22 protein-coding genes are annotated in these 22,745 nt (G+C 59.6%); 7 read left to right on the forward strand and 15 right to left on the reverse strand.

All coding sequences use genetic code 11. The annotated features are described in order from the left end of the window. Nucleotides 1-75 precede the first annotated feature (75 nt). The 3 genes from RB216_RS22345 to RB216_RS22355 form a co-directional block, all read right to left on the reverse strand. The gene (locus RB216_RS22345; RefSeq protein WP_236318276.1) at nt 76-666 is read right to left on the reverse strand and encodes a nucleotidyltransferase family protein; all 591 of its coding nucleotides are present in this window, start codon (nt 664-666) and stop codon (nt 76-78) included. Further along, nucleotides 663-1,649, reverse strand: a complete 987-nt coding sequence (locus tag RB216_RS22350) for an XdhC family protein (RefSeq protein WP_068937475.1) — start codon at nt 1,647-1,649, stop codon at nt 663-665. The genes RB216_RS22345 and RB216_RS22350 overlap by 4 nt, the downstream gene beginning before the upstream one ends. Nucleotides 1,650-1,788: 139 nt before the next feature. Continuing rightward, nucleotides 1,789-3,120, reverse strand: coding sequence for a dicarboxylate/amino acid:cation symporter (locus RB216_RS22355; RefSeq protein WP_028617588.1), 1,332 nt, complete (start codon nt 3,118-3,120; stop codon nt 1,789-1,791). A 339-nt stretch (nt 3,121-3,459) separates the two neighbouring features. Between RB216_RS22355 and RB216_RS22360 the strand changes: the two genes are divergently transcribed. Further along, complete coding sequence (locus RB216_RS22360) at nt 3,460-4,458, forward strand: AraC family transcriptional regulator (protein ID WP_028617589.1); 999 nt, start codon at nt 3,460-3,462, stop codon at nt 4,456-4,458. A 130-nt stretch (nt 4,459-4,588) separates the two neighbouring features. On the opposite strand, the gene RB216_RS22365 is transcribed toward RB216_RS22360, so the two are convergent. From RB216_RS22365 to RB216_RS22375, 3 genes are read right to left on the reverse strand one after another with little or no spacing between them, the layout of a single operon-like run. Beyond that, on the reverse strand, nt 4,589-5,935 hold the full coding sequence (locus RB216_RS22365; RefSeq protein WP_028617590.1) for an ATP-binding protein: 1,347 nt from the start codon (nt 5,933-5,935) through the stop codon (nt 4,589-4,591). Continuing rightward, the gene (locus tag RB216_RS22370) at nt 5,932-6,609 is read right to left on the reverse strand and encodes a response regulator (protein ID WP_308907903.1); all 678 of its coding nucleotides are present in this window, start codon (nt 6,607-6,609) and stop codon (nt 5,932-5,934) included. Before RB216_RS22370 ends, RB216_RS22365 begins: the two co-directional genes overlap by 4 nt. A gap of 18 nt (nt 6,610-6,627) precedes the next feature. Beyond that, complete coding sequence (locus RB216_RS22375; RefSeq protein WP_028617591.1) at nt 6,628-6,936, reverse strand: hypothetical protein; 309 nt, start codon at nt 6,934-6,936, stop codon at nt 6,628-6,630. Between the two features lie 147 nt (nt 6,937-7,083). Here RB216_RS22375 and RB216_RS22380 point away from each other — a divergent pair, with 147 nt between their 5' ends. Then, nucleotides 7,084-7,800, forward strand: a complete 717-nt coding sequence (locus RB216_RS22380; RefSeq protein WP_068937473.1) for a 4'-phosphopantetheinyl transferase family protein — start codon at nt 7,084-7,086, stop codon at nt 7,798-7,800. A gap of 81 nt (nt 7,801-7,881) precedes the next feature. Here RB216_RS22380 and RB216_RS22385 read toward each other — a convergent pair whose 3' ends face one another. Both RB216_RS22385 and RB216_RS22390 read right to left on the reverse strand, forming a co-directional pair. Then, nucleotides 7,882-9,492 (reverse strand): ATP-binding protein, encoded by a 1,611-nt coding sequence (locus RB216_RS22385; protein WP_028617593.1) that lies wholly within the window; start codon nt 9,490-9,492, stop codon nt 7,882-7,884. Next, on the reverse strand, nt 9,489-10,214 hold the full coding sequence (locus RB216_RS22390) for a response regulator (protein ID WP_068937471.1): 726 nt from the start codon (nt 10,212-10,214) through the stop codon (nt 9,489-9,491). Before RB216_RS22390 ends, RB216_RS22385 begins: the two co-directional genes overlap by 4 nt. Before the next feature lie 553 nt (nt 10,215-10,767). Between RB216_RS22390 and RB216_RS22395 the strand changes: the two genes are divergently transcribed. Then, nucleotides 10,768-13,662: a ribonucleoside-diphosphate reductase subunit alpha gene (locus RB216_RS22395; RefSeq protein WP_028617595.1), complete on the forward strand. Its 2,895-nt coding sequence runs from the start codon at nt 10,768-10,770 to the stop codon at nt 13,660-13,662. Nucleotides 13,663-13,751: 89 nt separating this feature from the next. Here the strand turns inward: RB216_RS22395 and RB216_RS22400 are convergent, their stop codons facing one another. From RB216_RS22400 to RB216_RS22430, 7 genes are all read right to left on the reverse strand, one after another. Then, a complete protein-coding gene (locus RB216_RS22400; protein ID WP_308908898.1) occupies nt 13,752-14,717 on the reverse strand; it encodes a hypothetical protein in 966 nt (321 codons plus the stop codon). A 275-nt stretch (nt 14,718-14,992) separates the two neighbouring features. Further along, nucleotides 14,993-16,309, reverse strand: a complete 1,317-nt coding sequence (gene flgE, locus RB216_RS22405) for a flagellar hook protein FlgE (RefSeq protein WP_028617597.1) — start codon at nt 16,307-16,309, stop codon at nt 14,993-14,995. Nucleotides 16,310-16,340: 31 nt separating this feature from the next. Beyond that, the gene (gene flgD / locus RB216_RS22410) at nt 16,341-17,069 is read right to left on the reverse strand and encodes a flagellar hook assembly protein FlgD (protein ID WP_028617598.1); all 729 of its coding nucleotides are present in this window, start codon (nt 17,067-17,069) and stop codon (nt 16,341-16,343) included. A 16-nt stretch (nt 17,070-17,085) separates the two neighbouring features. Then, nucleotides 17,086-17,529 carry a flagellar basal body rod protein FlgC gene (flgC, locus tag RB216_RS22415; RefSeq protein ID WP_010208347.1) on the reverse strand — a complete coding sequence of 148 codons (444 nt, stop codon included), beginning with the start codon at nt 17,527-17,529 and terminating at the stop codon, nt 17,086-17,088. A gap of 3 nt (nt 17,530-17,532) precedes the next feature. After that, entirely contained in the window at nt 17,533-17,940 is a 408-nt protein-coding gene (flgB, locus tag RB216_RS22420) for a flagellar basal body rod protein FlgB (RefSeq protein WP_010208346.1), read from the reverse strand. 311 nt (nt 17,941-18,251) lie between these two features. Beyond that, the gene (gene cheR, locus RB216_RS22425; RefSeq protein WP_025854126.1) at nt 18,252-19,079 is read right to left on the reverse strand and encodes a protein-glutamate O-methyltransferase CheR; all 828 of its coding nucleotides are present in this window, start codon (nt 19,077-19,079) and stop codon (nt 18,252-18,254) included. Nucleotides 19,080-19,123: 44 nt separating this feature from the next. Beyond that, nucleotides 19,124-20,056, reverse strand: a complete 933-nt coding sequence (locus RB216_RS22430; protein WP_028617600.1) for a chemotaxis protein CheV — start codon at nt 20,054-20,056, stop codon at nt 19,124-19,126. 94 nt (nt 20,057-20,150) lie between these two features. On the opposite strand from RB216_RS22430, the gene flgA reads away from it, so the two are divergent. The 4 genes from flgA (at nt 20,151) to RB216_RS22450 (ending at nt 22,744) form a co-directional block, all read left to right on the forward strand. Continuing rightward, nucleotides 20,151-20,915, forward strand: a complete 765-nt coding sequence (gene flgA, locus RB216_RS22435; protein ID WP_028617601.1) for a flagellar basal body P-ring formation chaperone FlgA — start codon at nt 20,151-20,153, stop codon at nt 20,913-20,915. Between the two features lie 141 nt (nt 20,916-21,056). Further along, a complete protein-coding gene (gene flgM / locus RB216_RS22440) occupies nt 21,057-21,380 on the forward strand; it encodes a flagellar biosynthesis anti-sigma factor FlgM (protein WP_028617602.1) in 324 nt (107 codons plus the stop codon). A 48-nt stretch (nt 21,381-21,428) separates the two neighbouring features. Next, nucleotides 21,429-21,899 (forward strand): flagella synthesis protein FlgN, encoded by a 471-nt coding sequence (locus RB216_RS22445; protein ID WP_028617603.1) that lies wholly within the window; start codon nt 21,429-21,431, stop codon nt 21,897-21,899. A gap of 95 nt (nt 21,900-21,994) precedes the next feature. Further along, complete coding sequence (locus tag RB216_RS22450) at nt 21,995-22,744, forward strand: flagellar brake protein (protein ID WP_028617604.1); 750 nt, start codon at nt 21,995-21,997, stop codon at nt 22,742-22,744. The last annotated feature ends 1 nt before the right edge of the window (nt 22,745 follow it).

Below are 22,745 nucleotides of genomic sequence, written 5' to 3' on the forward strand. Positions count from 1 at the left end.
GAGTGATCAGGCGGGGCTTTTTATTGACTACGGATACACATTCAACCGTAGGAGCCGGCTTGCCGGCGCCTACAATTAGGGTGGGGAGTAATGTAAAGACTGTGGCAGGTCGACATCCCAGAGCACGCCCGGATCATCAACAGACACTTCACATACCTTCGCCTGCGCAAACAACGGCCTGGCACCACGATCACCTTTCAACGCCATCAGCCCTGGCCCAGATGCCCGGCTAAACGCCACAGGGTGCCCATACTGCCCATCCTGCACCGGCACACTGATGTCACCCTCCTCCAGCCCATCAATCACCCGTTCAACGCTGGACGACCAGATAAACGGCATATCTCCCAGCACCACCAGCCAGCCGTCCGCCGCCGCACTGGCTGCAACCGCCGCCGCAATACTGTCACCCATGCCTGCTGAGCGCAGCAGCAAGACCTTGCAACCGTAGGCCTCTGCCAAGCGAATCACTTCACGCCGGTCCGGTGAAGTCACCACCCAGCGCTCAACCACAGCTGCCGGCAGACTCATCAGCACCTGCTCGATCACCGGCCGTGTTACGCCATCCAGCCCCACACAATCAGCCAACAACTTATCCTGGTCTACCCCCGCCACGGCACGAAAGCGACTGCCCTGCCCCGCCGCGAGCACAATTGCTGTGACAGTCACTCAGCCACCACCGGCAATGGTTTCTTCTGCATCGGCGCCACACCGTTTTTGATCGCGACAATTTCCGCCATCAGCGACAACGCGATCTCCGACGGAGTGTGGCTGCCGATATGCAAGCCAATCGGCCCATGCAGGCGTGCGATCGCCTCGGAGGACAGCCCCAGCGCAGCGAGGTTTTCCCGGCGTTTTTGGCTATTGACCCGCGAACCCAGTGCGCCGATATAGAACGCCGATGAATTCAGCGCTGTCAGCAAGGCCATATCATCCAGGCGCGGGTCATGGGTGAGGCAGACGATGGCCGTGCGCTCATCGGTCTGGATGTTCAGCACCGCTTCATCGGGCATGCCAGGTACAAAGCGGCCATGCTGCTCTTCCCAGCCGTAGACGAATTCGTCGCGCGGGTCGCAGATCAGCACTTCGAAATCCAGCAAGCGCGCCATTTCCGCCACATAACGCGACAACTGGCCGGCGCCGATCAACAGCAGGCGCCAGCGCGGACCATAGATGGCGCGCAAGCGTTCGCCATCGAAAGTCACGACATCCGTCTTGCTCGCGCCGCCCAAGGTGACCTTGCCGGTGGCCAGGTCAAGCTCGCGTGCGACGATCTGGTGATCTTCACACCGCGCCAGCAGCTCAGACACCCACTCCCACTCGTCCACGCGCTCCTCGGTCAGGCGCAGGGTGCCACCGCATGGCAGACCAAAACGCGCAGCTTCATCGCGGGTCACACCGTAGGTCACCAATTGCACCGGCGGCCCGTCTTCAGGCAAGCGACCATCCTGCAGGCGCGCAATCAAGTCATCCTCGATGCAACCACCCGACACCGAGCCGATCACCACACCATCGCCACGCAACGCCAGCATCGCCCCTGGCGGGCGTGGTGCGCTGCCCCAGGTCTGAACCACGCTGTACAACACTACTCGCTGCCCGGCGCGGCGCCATTCGAGCACGCTGCGCAGGACATTCAAATCAACACTGTCCACAAAACCTCCTGCAAGCGTCACAACCGATTCACTTACTGTAAAACAAAAGCAGCCAAAGTAATGCGCCAGAAACGCAAACGCCCCGAACCAGTCGGGGCGTTTGTGGGTTGCTGTGGCGTCAGGTCACGCCAGCAGCGGCTTACTTGACGACAGGTGCAGGGCCTTCGGCCACGCCCAGGTCATCCAGCTCGCGGGTTTCCGAGATACCGGTACCGCCGGACGCCAGCTCGCTTTGCAGCTTGTCGGTGTCCAGTTCCTTGACCCACTTGGCCACAACGATGGTGGCAACCGCGTTACCCACCAGGTTGGTCAGCGCGCGGGCTTCGGACATGAAGCGGTCGATACCCAGGATCAGCGCGAGGCCGGCAACCGGCAGGTGGCCTACGGCCGACAGGGTGGCAGCCAGTACGATGAAGCCCGAACCGGTCACACCTGCAGCGCCTTTGGAGGACAGCAGCAGCACCAGCAGCAGGGTGATCTGGTGGGTGATGTCCATGTGGGTGTCAGTCGCCTGGGCGATGAACACGGCAGCCATGGTCAGGTAGATCGAAGTACCGTCGAGGTTGAAGGAGTAGCCGGTTGGAATCACCAGGCCTACTACGGATTTCTTCGCACCCAGACGCTCCATCTTGATCAGCATGCGTGGCAGTGCGGATTCGGAAGACGAAGTACCCAGAACGATCAGCAGCTCTTCACGGATGTAGCGGATCAATTTGATCACACTGAAACCGTGGGCGCGGCAGATACCACCCAGCACCACCAGCACGAACAGGATGCAGGTGATGTAGAAGCAAATCATCAGCTGACCCAACTGCACCAGGGAACCCACACCGTAGGCGCCGATGGTGAACGCCATGGCACCCAGGGCACCGATTGGCGCGAGCTTCATGATCATGTTGATGATGTTGAACATCACGTGGGCGAAGCGATCGATGAAGTCCAGCACCGGCTTGCCGTAGGCACCCAGGCGGTGCAGGGCGAAACCGAAGATCACCGAGAACATCAGCACTTGCAGGATATCGCCGTTGGCGAAGGCGCCGACGATGGTGTTAGGGATCACATTGAGGATAAAGCCGACGATGCTCTGGTCTTTACCGGCAGTGACGTAGGCCGCCACTTTGGACGCGTCCAGGGTCGCTACGTCGATGTGCATGCCGGCGCCCGGTTGCACGACGTTTACCACGATCAAGCCGATCAGCAGCGCGATGGTCGAAACGATCTCGAAGTAGAGCAGCGCATAGCCGCCGGTCTTGCCGACCGATTTCATGCTTTGCATGCCAGCGATGCCGCTGACAACGGTGCAGAAGATGATCGGGGCGATGACCATTTTGATCAGTTTGATGAACCCGTCACCCAGCGGCTTGAGGGCCACACCGGTCTGCGGGTAGAAGTGACCGAGCAAAATACCGATAACGATTGCAACGATCACCTGGAAGTACAGGGATTTGTAGATTGGCTGACGAGTCGTCATTGCAAAGTTCCTCAATCGTCCCGTGTGGCAAAGATCCGCCATTGCCCACGACACTTGAATTGCGAACCCTCCTGCACTGGAGGGATTTGTTGTTTGCGAGCCCTGTAGGAACAAGCCTGCGCTGTAATCCCTATCGCAAACGCCGTGCCACTTCGCTGAAAAACCCTGAAGGCCTTTAGACATCAGGGCTTGGGGTTCTGAGGTGCCCCTCCACGCGGCAAAACAGGTGGCGGATTTCCGCCCACTCGTCCAATCCCGTCCTACAATTTGGCGGATATCCGCCTTGTGACCGCATTCGGGGCTGACTACCATCAGCCCCTCCATGGACGAGGCCTTCGCATGCGTGAACGTACCATCGCCAGTCATTACGCCAGGGCGGCCCTCGGCGGGGCGCGTCGGGCCGGCTATGACTACTCGGGCTTGCTGCAGCAGGTGGGCATCACCCCCGAACTGCTTACCGAACCTCGCGCCCGCATCGCGCCGGAGCAGTTCACCCGCCTGCTGCAAATGCTGTGGCTGGCACTGGACGACGAATACCTGGGGTTCGCCGACGGCCCGAGTAAACGCGGCACCTTCGCCATGATGTGCCACGCATTGATCCACTGCCGCACCTTGGAGAAGGCTCTGGAGCGCGGTTTATTATTTTATAGCCTATTCCCACAAGGCCCGCGCTGGCAGCTGACACGCGAAGGCGAAATGGCCCGCTTGAGCCTGGACGACTCGCAGTTGTGGGACCCGGATCATTTCTTGAGTGAGTGCCTGCTGGTGATCTGGCATCGACTGGGCAGTTGGCTGATCGGCCAACGTATCCGGCTGCATCAGGCCACTTTCAGCTACCCAATGCCGGCGCACGCCGGTGAATATGACCTGCTGTTTCCCTGTGTCCAGGTATTCGGTGCACCGAACAGCAGCCTGGTGTTTCCCGCACGCTATTTGAACCTGCCGTTGTTGCAGGACGAACGCACCCTCAAGCACTTCCTCGAGCGCTCACCCGCCGACTTGCTCTCTCGGCCGGATGAAGGCGACAGCTTGAGTAGCCAGATACGCCGCTTGCTCAGCCGCGACCGCACGCCCTGGCCGGACCTGGAAGCCGTCGCCCAGCACCTGCATATCAGCCCGCAGACCCTGCGCAGGCATTTGCGTGAAGAAGGCAGCAGCTTTCAGGCGCTCAAGGATGAGTTGCGGCGGGACATCGCCATCTATCATTTGGGCCGGGCGGATTTGTCGCTGCAGGAGATTGCCGAACAGCTCGGGTTTTCGGAACCGTCGGCGTTTCATCGGGCGTTCAAGAAGTGGACGGGGCTGACGCCGGGGGCTTACCGGGCCCAAGAGAGTTAGAGGAAAAAGTTATCTCTGTGGTGAGCGGGCTTGCCCCGCGCTGGGCTGCGAAACAGTCCCATATCAGACATCGCTATTAGGGCCGCTTCGCGCCCCAGCGCGGGGCAAGCCCGCTCACCACAAAAACCGATCAAACGGCGGGGAAGTGAATCTTGAACGCGGCGCCGCCCAGAGGCGAATCACCCAAGGTCAGCCGAGCGCCATAACTTTCAATGATGTCCTTGACCACCGCCAAGCCGATACCCTGCCCCGGATGTTGGCGGTCCAGCCGTTCACCTCGCTGCAGAATCCTTGCACGCTGATCCGGCGGCACACCAGGGCCATCATCTTCAATACACAGCTCACTGCCTTCGAGGTTTTCCACGAAGCTGATGCGCACTTCGCTCAGACACAGGCGGTAGGCGTTTTCCAGCAGGTTACCGAGCAACTCCAGCAAGGCGCCCTTCTCGATCGGCACGTCGCATGCTTGCGGCAGTTCAAAGGACACTGTGACGCCTTTGTCGCGGTAGACCTTGTCCAGCGTGTCGCACAAGCTTTGCAGCACCGGTTCCAGCCGCACCTGGTGACGCACCAGGCCGCTTTTACGCAGGCTGGCGCGCTGCAACTGGTAGCTGATCTGCTGGCTCATGCGCTCGATCTGCGATTGCAGCACCCAGGCCTGGTCGCGGTCTTCCGGGCGCTGGGCCATGTCTTCGCTCACACCTTGCAGTACGGCGAGCGGGGTTTTCAGGCTGTGGGCCAGGTCGTCGAGGGAATCACGGTAACGCGCCCGTTGCTCACGCTCGCTGTGCAGCAAACGGTTGAGGGAGCCGGTAAGGCGCAGCAGTTCGCGAGGGTGTTGTTCGGACAGGCTCTCGCGGGTGCCGCCTTCGATCTGGTCAAGTTCCTGGCTCAGCCGCCGCAGGGCTTGCAACCCCCAGGTCAGGCCCAGCCAGAGCAAGGTCAGCAGCACCAGCAACGCGGCGCCAAAGCCCAGGTAGAGATTTTCGCGCAGGCCCTCGAGGGTCAGTTGGTATTCGCGCACCGGTTGCAGGGCAACGATACTGAACGCTGCACTCTTACCGCCCAGCAACCTGACCTCGACGTCGTAGACGAAGAATTCCTGGCCGTTGGCCTCACGGATCCGCGCAAATTCATTGCCGCGCCCGTCGTAGCGCGGCTTGTAGTTGATGTTTTCTTCCTTGGTCGCCCGAGAACGCCACACCAAGTGACCTTCACGGTCATAGATGTAGCCGAGCAAGCGGCTGTCGGTGAGGTTGAAGCGCTCATCCGGCAACTGCGCCGGCATCAACAGGCGGTTATTTTCCACCCGCGCGGCCGAGATCAGCGTCGTGACGTCCGATGCCAGGCGTTGCTCGATGGAGTCCTGCAACGCCAGGCTGAACGCCCCTTGCATCGCCGGCAACAAACCCAGCATGAACAGCACGGCCAGGGTGGCGGCCGCCAGCATCAAGCGCACGCGTAGCGAGCGAATCAACGGCAGCGCTCATTGAACAGGTAACCCAGGCCACGCACGGTGTCGATCGGCTTGAACCCGGACGGGCCTTCCAGCTTGCGGCGCAGGCGACCGACCAGCACTTCAATCACGTTCGGATCACGCTCGTCATCATCGGGGTAGAGTTGTTCCATCAAACGGTCCTTGGCCACCACTTGCTGGTGATGGCGCATCAGGTACTCAAGGATTCGGTATTCGTAGGCCGTCAGCGCCAAAGGCTGTTCGTCGAGGGACGCCTGCTTGCGGTTGAGGTCCAGCAGCAGCGGGCCCGCGACAATCGTCGACTGGGTAAACCCGCTGGAGCGGCGCAGCAAGGCGTTCATCCGCGCCTCCAGCTCCTCAAACTGGAACGGCTTGACCACGTAGTCGTCGGCACCGGCCGCCAGGCCTTCGACCTTGTCCTGCCAATTGCCACGGGCGGTGAGGATCAGGATCGGGAAGGTCTTGGCCTGGGTGCGAAGTTGGCGGATCAGGTCCAGGCCGCCCATGCCGGGCAGGCCCAGGTCGATGATCGCCAGGTCATGGTTGAACTGGCCGGTCTGGTACAGGGCCTCTTCGGCATTGGCCACCGCCTCCACCACGTGCCCGCTGTCGGTCAGGCGGGTCAACAGGTGATGACGCAGCAGCGCCTCATCTTCTACCACCAGCAATTTCATAAGGCTCTCCAAAGCAAATCAACTGTCCGACAGAGGGATATCATAGCGGCCCTGCAGGTCTTGCGGGCGCAATTGAATGCCATTGAACTGGCCGGTCAGGTGTTCATAGCCGGCGCGATAGGCCGGCTGTGGGGTTGCCAGGCCCAGGGACTGGCCCCAGGGCGTGGGCTGGCTGGCAGATTCTTCGAAACTGACACGCTGGATCAAAGTGCTGGATTTCTTGGTTTTCTCACCGCCGAATGCGGCGAAGGCACCGTCTGCGGCCTGGGCCCCCGTGGCGGCACTGAGCATGGTCAACGCCAACATCAGCTGTTTGATCGCAGTCATGGTGTTACCTCTATGCGTTTGGCTGTTGCCCTTGGGTATGAATCCAGACTACGCAGGCGCCCCTGAACTCCCCCTGAACGAGCTCTGAACCTCGCCTGAACCGCAGCGGGCTATCCTGTTTTGCATCAACTCGGCAAAATACCGCCCATGAACTCCCTACCCGCTTGCTGCACCCCACTCGACGCCCATTGGCCGCTGCCCGAATCCTTGCCCGGCACGGTGTTTCTCAGCACGCGCTTTGACCCCGCCTTATTAACGGCCGGCGATTTCCAGCGCAGCGCCGTCCCGCCCCCGGCCAGCATCCAGCGCTCAGTAGCCAAGCGCCAGGCCGAATTCCTGGCCGGCCGACTGTGCGCCCGCGCCGCGCTGCACCAACTCGATCACCTCAACTACATCCCCGCCATCGGTGAAGACCGCGCGCCGGTGTGGCCTGCGCATATCTGTGGTTCCATCACCCACAGCACCGGGCATGCGGCCGCGATTGTCGCGCACAAGGCGCAATGGCGTGGGCTGGGGATGGACCTGGAGACTGTGCTGAGCCTGGAGCGGGCGGAGCGATTGGCGGGAGAAATTCTTACTGCCGATGAACTGCAGCGTCTGGCCGCCTTGCCGAGGGAGCAGATTGCACAATTGGTGACATTGACGTTTTCGGCCAAGGAGAGCCTGTTCAAGGCGCTCTACCCGATTGTGCAGAAGCGCTTCTACTTTGAGCATGCCGAGGTGATGGAGTGGACTGAGGCCGGGTATATAAGGCTGCGACTGCTGACGGACTTGTCCGAGGAGTGGTGCCATGGCAAGGAATTGGCAGGGCAGTTTGCAGTGGATGATGGGCAGCTGTTGAGCCTGGTGGCTGTCGGCGCCTGATAGGGCGCTAGTGCCGGCAAGCCGGCTTCTGCATTTGGAATGCATTTTCCTGTAGGAGCCGGCTTGCCGGCGATAGCAGTATTAGGGTTTCTCCTGATCCCTCGGCCAACTCAGGCTAAAGCACGCCCCACCCAAATTGTTGCTCTTGCCAATCAATGCCCGCCCGCCGTGCCAGTAGATAATCCGCCGCACGATCGACAACCCCAACCCGTGCCCGCCAGACGCACGAGTTCGGCTGTCGTCCAAGCGCAGGAACGGCGTGAAGATCCGCTCCCAGGCACTCTCAGGCACACCGGGACCATCATCTTCGACATCGATGCGGCAGCGCACCTGGCCCACCTGGTAACTGATCAACACCTGGCCCTGGGCATGGCGCATGGCATTGCTGACCAGATTCTGCAGCGCACGGTGCAGGTAACGCGGCTCGGCGTCGACCCAGGCATCGTCCAAGTGCGCCGACGACAGGCAAATACCCCTGCTCACGTTGACTTGCGGACGCAGTGGCGATAATTCGCCTATCACCTGATCGAGCAGCGCATCGAGGTCGACCCGCTGGAAATTCAGCTCCGGCGAGCCTTGTTCCAGGCGCGCATACGTGAGCATTTCATCGACCAGGCCATCGAGGTCCTGGATATCGCTGTCCATGCCCTCCAGATATTTACGCCGCGCCTCGGCCGTGGTGGCATCGCCGACCATTTCCAGGCCGAAACGCAAGCGCGCCACCGGCGTGCGCAGTTCGTGGGACACCGCGCGCACCAGCTCACGCTGGATCGCCAGCAACTGCTGCAAGTGCTCAGCCATGCCATTGAAGGCTGCGGCCAGACGCCCCACCGAGTCAGCGCCACGGGCCGGCACACGTACTTCCAGGTTGCCCTTGGCGATGCGGGTGGCGGCGGCTTCCAGGCCGCGCAGCCGCCGTTCAAGCTGACGCACCAATAGATAGACGATCAAACCGATCAGGGTCAGGCCGATCAAAGCGATCAGGATCAGCCATTGCGGCGGGTAAGGGTTCATCTGATACAGCGGCCCGAGTTCCAGCACCCACGGCGTACCGACCATGCCGGCAAACACGCGGATCGAGTCGCCGCCCTTGCCCAGGGCCATCACCGTGTCGCCTTCCGAGACACGACGGCGCTGGTCTTCGTCCATGTCGGCCTGGTCGAGGGTCATGAGGTGCATGTCGAAGCCAAACCCCTTGGCTTCTTTTATATCCGCCAGGCGCTGCGGCTGTTCAGCCACCGGAAAGCGCACCAGTTCGTCGGCAAGCAGGTAGATAGTCGCACGCGCCAGCTGTTCGCTGATCTGCTGCACTTCGCCCGTAAGCACCAACTGCGACTGATCACTGACCAAGCGCAGCACCCGTGCGGCATGAGGCCCGGTCTGCTCCACCAGCACCTGGCCGCGTTGCAGGCGATTGCGCTGGCTCAAGTCCAGTTGCGCCTCGGCCAGGGGGCGCAGGTCCAAGGGAATGCCGAGCAAGCGCTCCCACACGGCCAGGGCGCGCTGGCGTTCGATGGGGCTCATGGGTTGGAGGTTGTCGCCCATCAAGGCGAAGGTGCCGTGGGCCAGGCGCTCGCGGTATTGGCCGCTACGCACCTCGTTGAGCAGGTGCAGGGCCAGCACGCCGAGCAACGCCACCAGAATCAGCGCTGCGCACATGCCGCCGTAGATGCGCAGGAAGATCGAGTTCACAGCGGCATGTCGGCGGCGGCTTCGGGGACGAACAGGTAGCCCTTGCTGCGAATGGTCTTGATCAGGCGCGGATGAATCGGATCGTCACCTATCTTGGGGCGGATACGTGAGATACGCACATCGATGGAGCGGTCCTGGCCGTCGTAGCCGATGCCGCGCAGGGCGATGAAAATTTCTTCGCGGGACAAGATCCGCCCGGCATTGGCCACCAGCAGCCATAAAAGGTCGAACTCGGCGCTCGTCAGCTCGATACCGGCATTGTTCAGCCAGGCTTCGCGCAGGGCGTTGTCCACCACCAAAGGACCGAATTGCAGGCGACGCTGGTTCTCCACGACAGCCGGTTCCGCCGGTTCGCTGCGCCGCAGCAAGGCCTGGATGCGTGCCAGCAACAGGCGCGGACGCACAGGCTTGCACACGTAGTCGTCCGCGCCCATGTCCAGGCCCAGCACCTGGTCCATGTCATCGGTCCGCGCGGTGAGCATCAGGATCACGCCGTCATAGCGCTCGCGCACCTTGCGGCAGATGCTCAAGCCGTCTTCGCCGGGCAGCATCAGGTCGAGGATCACCAGGTCCGGCTGCTCGTCGATGATGCGCCCCACTGCCAGGGCGCCATCGCCTTCCACGGACACCTGCAGGCCATTGCTCTCCAGATACTCACGGGTCAATTCGGCCAATCGCTGGTCGTCTTCGACTATCAATACCTGCCAGGCTTCTTGCTCCACGGGTGACCTCAATGTCTGTCATAAAAGGCGGGCATGATCTGGGTAACTTCGTAGCCCGATACGGCCGATTGTAGCCACGGGCCAACCCTCAAACACAAGCCGGGAAATCCATTCGGTGATCACGTTTTTTTGTGATAGGGTTCGCGCCCTTCGAAAATGGGCAGGTTGTTTTAAGCCCGAAACATTTAATGACAAACGGCGTAATCCAGCAGCAGTGCGGCCTACACACCCATTCAACCTTTCTTACACATTTTACCCACAGCGTTATCCACAGGTTACTGCGTTGCTAACCCCTCGAAAACGCATTATCTTGTACCTCGGCACTGGAGAAGACCCTACATGTGGGGTTTTTGAAGAAAGCGCCCAACCACACAAGTGGCAAGAAATTCAAGCGTTTTATTGCTAGCGCAGCATGGAACCAACCGATTTTCAGTAGACCAAACCGCTCACGCGGATGGCAGCTGTTTCCCATCCCCGATATGGAAAACGGTACGGGTGTTGCAGGAAGAGCCTGGCACTCGCAATCAAATATAGAACGTGGAGACAACCCCCCATGCAAACCGACACAACTCGCGAGAACCCGCAAGGCTCCGTGCCGCAGGCCGCCGATTCGAACCTGGATCTGTCCGCCACCGCACCTGGCCAATTGCGCGTGATCAAGCGTAACGGCACTGTCGTTCCTTACACCGATGACAAAATCACCGTCGCCATCACCAAAGCGTTTCTTGCAGTTGAAGGCGGCACCGCTGCTGCCTCGTCGCGCATCCACGACACCGTTGCCCGCCTGACCGAACAAGTCACCGCGACCTTCAAGCGTCGCATGCCTTCGGGCGGCACCATCCACATCGAAGAAATCCAGGACCAGGTCGAACTGGCCCTGATGCGTGCCGGCGAGCAGAAAGTTGCCCGCGACTACGTGATCTACCGCGACTCGCGCGCCAAGGAACGTGCCGTACGTTCCCCGGCCGAAGAAGCCGCCGTACAGGCTCACCCGTCGATCCGCATCACCCTGGCCGACGGTAGCTTTGCACCGCTGGACCTGGGCCGCCTGAACACCATCATCACCGAGGCCTGCGAAGGCCTGGAAGAAGTCGATGGTGACCTGATCCAGCGCGAAACTCTGAAAAACCTGTACGACGGCGTGGCCCTGACCGACGTCAACACCGCCCTGGTGATGACCGCCCGTACCCTGGTTGAACGTGAGCCGAACTACTCGTTCGTGACCGCGCGCCTGCTGATGGACACCCTGCGTGCCGAAGGCCTGGGCTTCCTGAAAGTCGCCGACAGCGCCACCCACCACGAAATGGCCGACCTGTACGCCAAGGCCCTGCCGGCCTACATCGCCAAGGGTATCGAATTCGAATTGCTGAACCCGGTCCTGGCCACCTTCGACCTGGAAAAACTCGGCAAGGCGATCAACCACGAGCGCGACCAGCAGTTCACGTACCTGGGCCTGCAAACCCTGTACGACCGTTACTTCATCCACAAGGACGGTATCCGCTTCGAACTGCCGCAAGTGTTCTTCATGCGCGTGGCCATGGGCCTGGCGATCGAAGAGAAGCAGAAAGAAGACCGTGCCATCGAGTTCTACAACCTGTTGTCGTCCTTTGACTACATGTCGTCGACCCCGACCCTGTTCAACGCCGGCACCCTGCGTCCACAGCTGTCCAGCTGCTACCTGACCACCGTGCCGGATGACCTGTCGGGCATCTACCACGCGATCCATGACAACGCCATGTTGTCCAAATTCGCTGGCGGCCTGGGTAACGACTGGACCCCGGTGCGCGCACTGGGTTCGTACATCAAGGGCACCAACGGCAAGTCCCAGGGCGTTGTTCCGTTCCTGAAAGTCGTGAACGACACCGCCGTTGCGGTCAACCAGGGCGGCAAGCGCAAAGGCGCTGTCTGTGCCTACCTGGAAACCTGGCACATGGACATCGAAGAGTTCATCGAGCTGCGTAAGAACACCGGTGATGACCGTCGTCGTACCCACGACATGAACACCGCCAACTGGATCCCTGACCTGTTCATGAAGCGTGTCTTCGATGACGGCAAGTGGACTCTGTTCTCGCCATCCGAAGTGCCGGACCTGCACGACCTGACCGGTAAAGCCTTCGAAGAGCGCTACGAGTACTACGAAGCCCTCACCGAGTACCCAGGCAAGGTCAAGCTGTTCAAGACCATCCAGGCCAAAGACCTGTGGCGCAAAATGCTGTCCATGCTGTTTGAAACCGGCCACCCATGGCTGACCTTCAAAGACCCGTGCAACCTGCGCAGCCCGCAGCAGCACGTGGGCGTGGTCCACAGCTCGAACCTGTGCACCGAGATCACCTTGAACACCAACAAGGACGAGATCGCCGTTTGCAACCTGGGCTCGATCAACCTGCCGAACCACATCGTCAACGGCAAGCTGGACACCGCCAAGCTGGAACGTACCGTCAACACCGCCGTGCGCATGCTCGATAACGTGATCGACATCAACTACTACTCGGTGCCACAGGCGCAGAACTCCAACTTCAAGCACCGTCCCGTGGGCCTGGGCATCATGGGCTTCCAGGACGCGCTGTACCTGCAGCACATTCCATACGGTTCGGACGCGGCGGTCGAGTTCGCCGACAAGTCCATGGAAGCGGTCAGCTATTACGCGATCCAGGCTTCCTGCGACCTGGCCGACGAGCGCGGTGCCTACGAGACGTTCCAGGGCTCGCTGTGGTCCAAAGGCATCCTGCCGCTGGATTCGCAACAGATCCTGATCGAGCAACGTGGCCAGAAGTACATTGATGTTGACCTGGAAGAATCCCTGGACTGGGCACCAGTACGTGCCCGTGTGCAGAAAGGTATTCGTAACTCCAACATCATGGCCATCGCACCGACCGCGACCATCGCCAACATCACCGGCGTATCGCAGTCGATCGAACCGACTTACCAGAACCTGTATGTGAAATCGAACCTGTCGGGCGAATTCACCGTGATCAACCCGTACCTGGTCCGCGACCTGAAAGCCCGCGGCCTGTGGGACTCGGTCATGATCAACGACCTGAAGTACTACGACGGCTCCGTGCAGCAGATCGAGCGCATCCCGCAAGAACTCAAAGAGCTCTACGCGACGGCCTTCGAAGTGGACACCAAGTGGATCGTTGACGCCGCCAGCCGTCGTCAGAAGTGGATCGACCAGGCTCAGTCGCTGAACCTGTACATCGCCGGCGCTTCGGGCAAGAAGCTCGACGTGACCTACCGCATGGCGTGGTACCGTGGCCTGAAAACCACTTACTACCTCCGTGCCCTGGCCGCGACCAGCACCGAGAAGTCGACCATCAACACCGGTAAGCTGAACGCGGTTTCCAGCGGCAACCACGGTGATGATTCGGTATTGGCTGCTCCAGCCGGCCCGGCCCCAGTGCCAAAGGCTTGCGCGATCGATGAGCCGGATTGCGAAGCTTGCCAATAAGCTGAGCCGGTCCCGGGCCTAACTGCCCGGGATCGAGTAAAACCGATAAGGCCTGTACTCACAGGGCTTATCGGTTTTTTTATGAGCGATCATTTAAACGTGTACGCATTACCCGGCCGTGGCGCGCCACCCCGCCGTCCCCAAAGCTCTATGCTGCCCTCTATCACAGCCATCGAATGGCCACCGTAATCCACGACGCCTAACTTACCGCTTGCGAGTTCAGCGCTCGAAGAGCTCCGGTAAAGACCGTTCAACCCAAGCCTATTCAGCGCCTCCCAGCCCATTTCGCCATTGTTCAAACTCTGCATCGCATGGGCAAAGCTCTGTTTTGCAGTATTGGTATTGTCGTCGAACCCATTGCCCTCTTTCTGCGCTCGCTTGGCACTTGCCGCGTACATGAAGTTAGCATCGGTCATCATGGCCGGATCATCTCCTTGGAACTGCGCATACCTTGCAGCCTGCTTCAATTCGTCCTTAGACAGATGCAGCTCGAACCCATCTCGCATCTTCACGTCATAACCGTCGCCCGCTTGCCGCACGTCCTTGAAGACATCGGTGGGTTTCTGACCAAACTTCATCATGGCGGCCTTTATGGCTGAAACGGTGACACAGTTCCCATCCGGCCCCTGCTTGAAACCACTCCAGATGTTGCCATCTCCCTTGCCGACACCCGGCCTCTTGCCGGGATTACTGTGATCAGGTTTGTAGTCAAAGTGGCGCGCCCCTTCACTGAAGGGCTTGTTGGTCATGGGCTCACTGCCGCCAAAATCACGCGGGTTGACCCTGCGACCGCTGCCTCCACCTCCCGGTGATGGCAGAGGTGGCGCTACGTCGTCGTTGTCCTCCGGAAACAACGCTCTCAGCAGCCGTTTGAGAAACTCAAGAAACGGCTGATTCGCCTCTTCGATCAGCGTGTTCAGGATTGTCTTGAATTTTTCATCACCCAGTTGCTCACGCAGCCTGTTCAATTTATCGCGCGTGTCTTGAACCGTTTGATTCTTGCCGGTTTGCTGCGCATCAAACAGTTCGTTAAGAAGCTGCTTCGCCGCAATCATTTGCGCAACGGGCGTGACGGGCGCTGACTCCCCTCGGGCTACGATGCCTATCGGAACAGCACGCCCGCCACCTGCCCCGTAAATACCTGCAGCACTCCACATACGCTCCCCCATTGATTGGTGAACCTCTTGGGCTCTGCTCCGATCAGTGGCAAGACAGGGACTGGGCGTTCCTCATCAAGCAATTCAACGCGAAAACTCAGTGGTTGCAGGCTCTTTTCTCACGCCCACAAAAAACCCCTCTTACGAGGGGTTTCTTGTGGAGCGCTACCGCATCACGTCATCTGAATGATGGTCTGCATGATGGTGCTCTGGGTGGAGATGGTCTTGGCGTTCGCCTGATAGTTGCTCTGCGCTTTGATCAGGTCCACCAGCTCGTTGGTCAGGTTGACGTTGGAGTTCTCCAGGGAGTTGGCCACGATCGAGCCCAGGGTGCCGGCTTGCGGGGTGTCATAACCTGGCTGGCCCGAAGCGAAGGTCTCTCTCCAGGTGGTTCCGCCAGCCGGCTGCAGGCCTTGTTCGTTGTTGAAGCTGGCCAGGGAGATCTGGCCGATGGCCTTACTCTGCTGGTTGCTGAACGTTGCGAACAGTACGCCGCTGCCGTCGATTTTCAGGCCGGTGATCTGGCCGGTGGCGTAGCCATCGGTGACCGGTGGGTTACGGTAAGTGGCCGAGTTGTACTGGGTGATGTTGGCCATGTTGACGGCGATGCCGGCCGGGTTCGCATCAGCACCATTTTTCTTCCACACACCATCGGTCACGGTGCCAGGGACCCAACCGGTGATGGTCAAGGTCTTGTTGGAAACAGTACCCGTCACGACGCTGGTGAGTTTGCCGGCACCGTCAAAGCTCAATGTCGACGGTACTGGCGCCTTCACATCGGCACCGGTGCCGAAAGGAGGTGAACCGTCCGGGTTGCGGCCGTCAATCAGCGTATAGGCATTCCACTTGTTGCCGTCGGTTTTCACCAGGTATTGCACCATTGGGTGTGCATTGCCCTGGGAGTCGTACAAGGTGGTGCTGTACTGGGTGGTAAAGGTGCTGGTGTCGTTCGGGTTGAACGGCTTGGCCGCCTGGTCGATCACCGGCTCCGAAGAGTTCAGGTTACTGGTGGAGTCCACTTTGGTGGACGCCTTGGGCGGCAGGTTCGACAGGTTCAGTTGCAGGTCGGTCAGGCCGCCCTTGATGATCTTGCCATCCGCATCCGCCGCATAACCTTGCAGGCGCGAGGTGCCAGTGTTGTTGGTGATGTAGCCGTCTTTGTCGGCACGGAAGGCACCGCTACGGGTGTATTCCAGCGAACCGTCACTGCCCTTCTGCACGAAGAAGCCGCCGCCCTGGATCGCCATGTCCAGGATGCCGCCGCTACCGTTCACGTCACCTTGGGTGAACTGCTGGGATACCGCCGCCAGGTTCACACCGTTACCGATGCTGTTCTGGCCGGTGCCCAGCTTGGAGGCCGCGTAGATGTCGGCGAATTCCGCACGGGACGACTTGAAGCCAGTGGTCGCGACGTTGGCGATGTTGTTGCCAGTCACGTCCAGTTGTTTGTTGGCCGCATAGAGGCCGCTAAGGCCGATGTTAAAAGACATGTTTCTCTCCCTCTGCCGTATTTAGCCGGCTCTATGTACCGATAGTCTGAATTTGCGACAGCTTGACGCTGCCCATGCCGCCAGCCAGGTTCAACAGCATTTCGCCGCCGGTCTTGCTCAAGGTCACGCTCGTTACCGTTGCTGGCAGCGAAGTGGTCAGGGCAACGGCGTCGCCCTTGTCATTCTTGGTGGTGGCATTGAAGGTGTAGGTGCCCGCAGGAGCGACCTCGCCCTTCTCGTTCTTGCCATCCCAGATAAAGCTCTGACTGCCGACAGCCTGGGCGCCCATTTCGATGGTGCGCACCAGGTTGCCGTCTTTGTCGGTGACCTTGACGGTGACGTTGCCCGTCGCCGTTTTCACATCCACCGAACCGGTCATGCTCTTGCTGGTATCCACCATGGCCTTGTCGGTCTGGATGATGATCGAGCGGCCTACCAGCGACGATGCCTGCAGCGCTTGCGACGAGCTGAAGTTGCTGGAGATCGCATTCACCGAGTCATTCAGCGTATTGATGCCCTCCAGGCTGCTGAACTGCGCCAACTGAGCCACGAACGCGCCGTTGTCTTGCGGCGACAGAGGGTTCTGGTTCTTCAGCTGGGTAACCAACAGTTGCAGGAACGCATCCTTGCCCAGCGACTGTTTGCCGGTCGCGGCCTTGGAAGCGTCGCCCAAGCTGCTGGCGTTGTCTGTGGCGGTCTTGACCTTGGAATTGAAAAGGTCCTGGACTGGCGTGTTGTTACTCGTATCAACAATGGCCATTATTTGGCGCCCCTTATCACTGACCCAGGGTCAGGACCTTCTGCATCATGGTTTTGGCGGTGTTCATCATTTCCGCGTTGGTCTGGAACGAGCGGCTGGCGGAAATCATGTCGGCCATTTCCTCGACCACGTTGACGTTGGGGTAATAGACATAACCCTTTTCGTTCGCGGCGGGATGGTTGGGTTCGTAACGGGCTTCAAGGTTGCTCTGGTCTTCGACCACACCGAGCACTTGCACGCCGGAGCCTGCTGCACCCTGGTCCTGGAACAACGAATCGCTGCCGCCCGCCTGGCCACCCTGGAACATGGTGGCGAACACTGGGTGGCGGGCGCGGTAGGTTTGGTCAATGCTCGAAGACACGGTCTCGGCGTTGGCGATGTTACTGGCGACAGTGTTCAAACGCGTGGTCTGCGCGCTCATGCCACTGCCGGCAATATTGAAAACACTGGACAGGGACATGGCTTACTCTCCACGCAGGGCTGACATCAGCCCTTTGAATTTGCTGTTAAGCAGGGTGAAGCTGGCTTGGAAGTTCACCGAGTTCTCGGCGTAGGCCGATTGCTCCAGCTGCGCGTCGACGGTGTTCTGGTCGATCGAGGGCTGCATCGGCGTGCGATACAGCAACGACTCGTCACCATTGCTCAGGCCTTGGGCTTCGATATGACGGCTGTTGGTCATGTTCAAGGCGAAGGTGCCGTTCTTGGTCTTGTCCTGCTGTGCAGCGAGCACGGCGGAAAAGTCCAGGTCCCGAGCCTTGTAGTTCGGGGTGTCGGCGTTGGCAATGTTGTTGGCCAGGACTTCGGCACGCTGGGCGCGGAAGCCCAGGGCTTGTTCGTGGATACCGAGCGCTTTATCGAAGCTGATGCTCATGGTGGAAACCTTTAAGGGCTGACCTGCTTTTCGTTAACTGGGTTATAGCAAGGTGTGTGCCAGTTTGTGGGAAGCCCGTATTTAAAGGGCTTGGGGGCGGATTGCCGGGCGGCAATGCCAGAAAAGCGGCAACGGGTTTCCGCGTGGTGCCAGTAAAGCGGCAATCCGGGTTGCCGCTATTGAAAGGTTTGCCGCAAAAACAAATGTGGGAGCGGGCTTGCTCGCGAATGCAGTCTGTCAGTTGATACATGCATCGACTGACACTGCGCTTTCGCGAGCAAGCCCGCTCCCACATTTTTACCGCGTACGACTTACTTAGCCTGGTAAATGATCCCCGGGCTGCACTGCACCATCTGGTAATGATCCGGCAGACCGTTCAGTGCTTCGGAAGCACCCAGGAAAAGGTAGCCGCCACGCTTGAGCGTGCCATGGATGCGCAGCAGGATGTCTTTCTTCACTTCGGCCGAGAAGTAGATCAGCACGTTGCGGCAGAACACCATGTCGAACTTGCCCAGGCTGGCGTAGCTGTCGAGCAGGTTGAACGAGCGGAACTCCACACGATTCTTGATCGGCGCCTTGACCGCCCAGCGCCCCGCCCCTTTCGGATCGAAGTAACGTTGCAGGCGCTCCTGCGACAAGCCACGGCCCAGGGCCAGGCTGTCGTACTCGCCAGTCTTGCAGTTGGTGAGCATGGTGCCGGACAGGTCAGTGGCCACGATTTGCGCCCCAGCCTTCAACTGGCCCATGTTCGTCCGCTCGAACTCATCGATCGACATCGAAATCGAGTACGGTTCCTGCCCCGAGGAACAGGCGGCCGACCAGATGCGCAGGCGCTGGCCCGGGCTGGCCTTGATGGCTTCCGGGAGCACTTTGCTCTTGAGCACTTCAAACGGATAGGTGTCGCGAAACCACAGGGTTTCGTTGGTGGTCATGGCATCGACCACCATTTCCTTGAGCCCGCTGCGCGGCTGCCCCTGGATGCGTTGGACCAGCTCACCCAACGACTTGATGCCCTGCTGCTCCATCAGTTTGTTGAGACGGCTGGATACCAGGTACTGCTTGTTTTCACCGAGCAATATGCCACAGGCTTTTTCCAGGAAGACCCGGAACTGTTCGAAATCCAAATTACCCGTAGACAATGATACCGCCTCTTAAATCGTGTGACCGCCAGGGGGAAATCCCCCTAGCCGTGATCTGCTGCCTTGATCCGGTCGACAACCCGGGATGCCAGGTCATCAGGACGGAATTTGGCCAGGAAGTCATCGGCACCGACTTTCTTGACCATCGCCTGGTTGAATACACCCGACAACGAAGTATGCAGGATGATATGCAGTTTTTGCATGCGTGGATCGTTACGTATCTCGGCCGTGAGGGTGTAGCCGTCCATTTCCGGCATCTCGATGTCGGAGATCATCATCAAGAATTCTTCCTCCGGTTTCTTGCCGTCATCCACCAGCTTACGCAGGTAATCCAACGCCTGGCGACCATCATTGAGGGCCACCACTTCCACGCCGACGGTTTGCAGGCAACGGGTCACCTGTTTACGCGCCACCGAGGAGTCGTCCACTGTCAATACACGCAGGGAGATCGCCTTGTGCGCGGTTTCGGCGTCCACCACCCCCACGGAAATCGATTCCGAGGTAGGTGCCACTTCGGCGAGGATCTTCTCCACGTCGATAATTTCCACCAACTGGTTATCCACCCGCGTCACCGCCGTGAGGTAGTGATCGCGACCGGTGCCCTTGGGCGGCGGATGGATCTCTTCCCAGTTCATGTTGACGATGCGCTCCACCGAGCGCACCAGGAAACCCTGAGTCTTGGTGTTGTACTCGGTAATGATGACGAACGGGTTCTCACGGTCCTGCAAACCCGCAGAACCCGTGGCCAGGGACAGGTCAAGAATCGGGATGGTCGCGCCACGGATATTGGCGACGCCACACACCACCGGGCTCGACTTGGGCATGATCGTCAGCTTGGGGCATTGCAGCACTTCCCGCACCTTGAACACGTTGATGCCATACAACTGCTTGCCATCCAGGCGAAAAAGCAACAACTCCAGGCGATTCTGCCCTACCAGCTGTGTGCGCTGGTTTACTGAATCCATTACTCCTGCCATGCCTTGACTCCCACGCTAAAACCTTTGGCCATACCTATAAGGACAGTGACGCGCACCCAACTCTAAACGGCACGGCCTTTGCTATTTATTGGTCATGGATATTAAAACGACAGTTTCCCGACGCCCCATCCTGACACGGTACCGCACATTGCTTTGCGCACCGCTGGTGCTGCTTGCCTTCGGCCTGGGCACCGCGGCCCGCGCAGACAACGTCACCTTGCCTGATCTACTTATCGGCGTCACCCAAGGCTTTCTTGAGTTCACTGTAGAAGATTATCTGGCAACTACCCAGACACCAGGGCGTTATGAAATCCAGGTCAACCAGTTGGACCCACGCCTGCGCATGCCCATGTGCGACAAGGAATTGACAGCCACCCTGGAAAGCCCCGCCCAGCCCATCGGCCGTGTGACGGTCAAGGTGCGCTGCGACGGCGCCTCGCCCTGGACCGTCTTCGTACCGGCGCAGGTCAAGCTCTTCCGTGATGTGGTGGTGGTTGCCCGCCCGCTCAAACGTACCGGGATCATCGGTTTCGAGGACGTGGTACTACGCGAACGCGACATCAGCATGATCAGCCAGGGCTACTTGACCTCCCTCGACCAGGCGGTCGGGCAGAAATTGACCCGACCAGTGGTCACCGACCAGGTCATCACGTTGGTGCATCTGGAGCAGGCAGAGGTGATTCGCAAGGGCGACCAAGTGGTGATTTCCGCCAGCAGCGGTGCGCTGCAGGTAAAGATGCCGGGGGAAGCCCTGTCCAATGGCGGCATGAGCGAACAGATTCGCGTGAAGAACCTCAACTCCAACCGAGTGATCAAGGCACGGGTCACCGCACCGGGTCAGGTGGAGGTGGCTTTATAGACTACTGGTATCGGGCGCGCGCTTTTCCTACACTGTCGGTTGGATGCCGGCCTGCAGGTTTTATTGTCAATCGAGCCTAAAGTTTGTCCGGGTATGGCCGAAAACATGGCAAGCGTCCAAATACCCAGAGGTTTTTTGATCATGGTCATCGATTTCAGTCGTTTAAATAACACCCCGACAACGTCGGCCCCTACGCGAGCTACTGGCACTAAAGACAGCGTAGAAGCCAAGGCCCAGCCAACGCCCGCCAAGGCAGAACAGGCCAGCGTCAGCCAGAGCGGGGAATCCGTACACCTGAGCAATGAGGCTCAACAGTTGCAGAAGGTCACTGACTCGCTGCGCGATCAACCGGTGGTCAATAAAGCCCGTGTGGCCGAATTGAAACAGGCAATCGCCGATGGCAGCTATAAAGTCGACAGCAACCGTGTAGCCAGCAAGCTGCTTAATTTCGAAGCCGAGCGCTAGGCACAGGCCTGCGCAGGGCTTTTGGACGCTTAAACCCCAAGGCCAGCCATGCATCACGACGAAAATCTGCTTCAACTGATCATTGATGATCTAGCGCCGACGCAACAGCTGCTCGAGCTGCTCAGGGAAGAATCCCTGGCCCTCTACGGCCGGGACATGCCCCTGCTGGAAGAAATCCTGGCGCGCAAGCAGTCGCTGATTGTCCTGCTGGAACAGCACGGCAAAAAACGCAGCCAGATCCTCGTCAGCCTGGGCCTGCCCGCAGACCATGATGGCCTGACGCAGCTGGCTAGCCACTCTTCGGTTGGCGATCAACTACTGGCCCAGAGCAAAGAACTCAATCAATTGCTCACCCAGTGCCAGGAAGCTAACCTGCTCAACGGTCAGTCGATCCAGCTTCAGCAAGCCACGACCGCCAACCAGTTGCGTATACTTCACGGCGGAGAGCCTCCGGCGCTTTACAATGCCCAGGGTTCCACCTCGCGCCTGGTCAAGCCAAGCACCCGCAGCCAAGCCTGACGCCGGTTTACAGCGCACCTATCCAAGGCGCGCCACATACTGGCAGAATGCCTGCTCTTGCGTGTAGTCGTATTTTGTCTGGAGATGGAAGAACCGTGTTCAACGCCCTTAATGCGGAAGATGCCCCGCAGCCACCCAAGGTCCTCACCACGCCTCTGGAAATCGCCAGCACCTTGCGGATGCTGCAAGACAGCCATGACCCGCTGATCATCACCTTTCATGAGCGCAGCCAGCGCTTCCAGAGCTACCTGGTCGACGTGGACCGGGACAGCAAGACCCTGGCACTGGACGAAATGATTCCGCGTGACGGTGAGCGCTTCCTCGAAAGCGGCGAGCCGTTTCGTATCGAAGGTTTTCATGAAGGCGTGCGCGTCGCATGGGAAAGTAACGGTACTTACACCATCAGTGAAAAAGACGGCCACCGCATCTACACCGGCGGCATGCCCGACGAAGTGGTCTACCACCAGCGCCGCAATGCCTTCCGCGCCGCCTTGAAACTGGCCCAACTGGTCAACATCGAACTGGGCGGCGAGAAGCTCAAGGCACCGATCAGCGGCAAGCTGCTGGATATTTCCGCCACCGGCTGCAAGCTGCGCTTTGAAGGGGATATCTCCGAGCGCTTGCAACTGGGCCAGGTCTACGACCGCTTTATCGCCGCCCTGCCCTTTGGCAGCATGACCACCTCGGTCGAACTGCGTTACCTGCACTTCGAAGAGAAGATCAATACCACCTTCGCCGGTGTGCGCTTCCACAATATGAGTGGCTTGGTGCAGCGCCAAGTCGAGCGTTTTGTGTATCAGCTGCAACGCGAAGCACGGCGCTTCGACAAAGACGATGATTTTTAAA

Origin of the sequence: Pseudomonas canadensis, assembly GCF_030980095.1 — a bacterium.
In the GTDB taxonomy this organism is placed as follows: domain Bacteria; phylum Pseudomonadota; class Gammaproteobacteria; order Pseudomonadales; family Pseudomonadaceae; genus Aquipseudomonas; species Aquipseudomonas canadensis.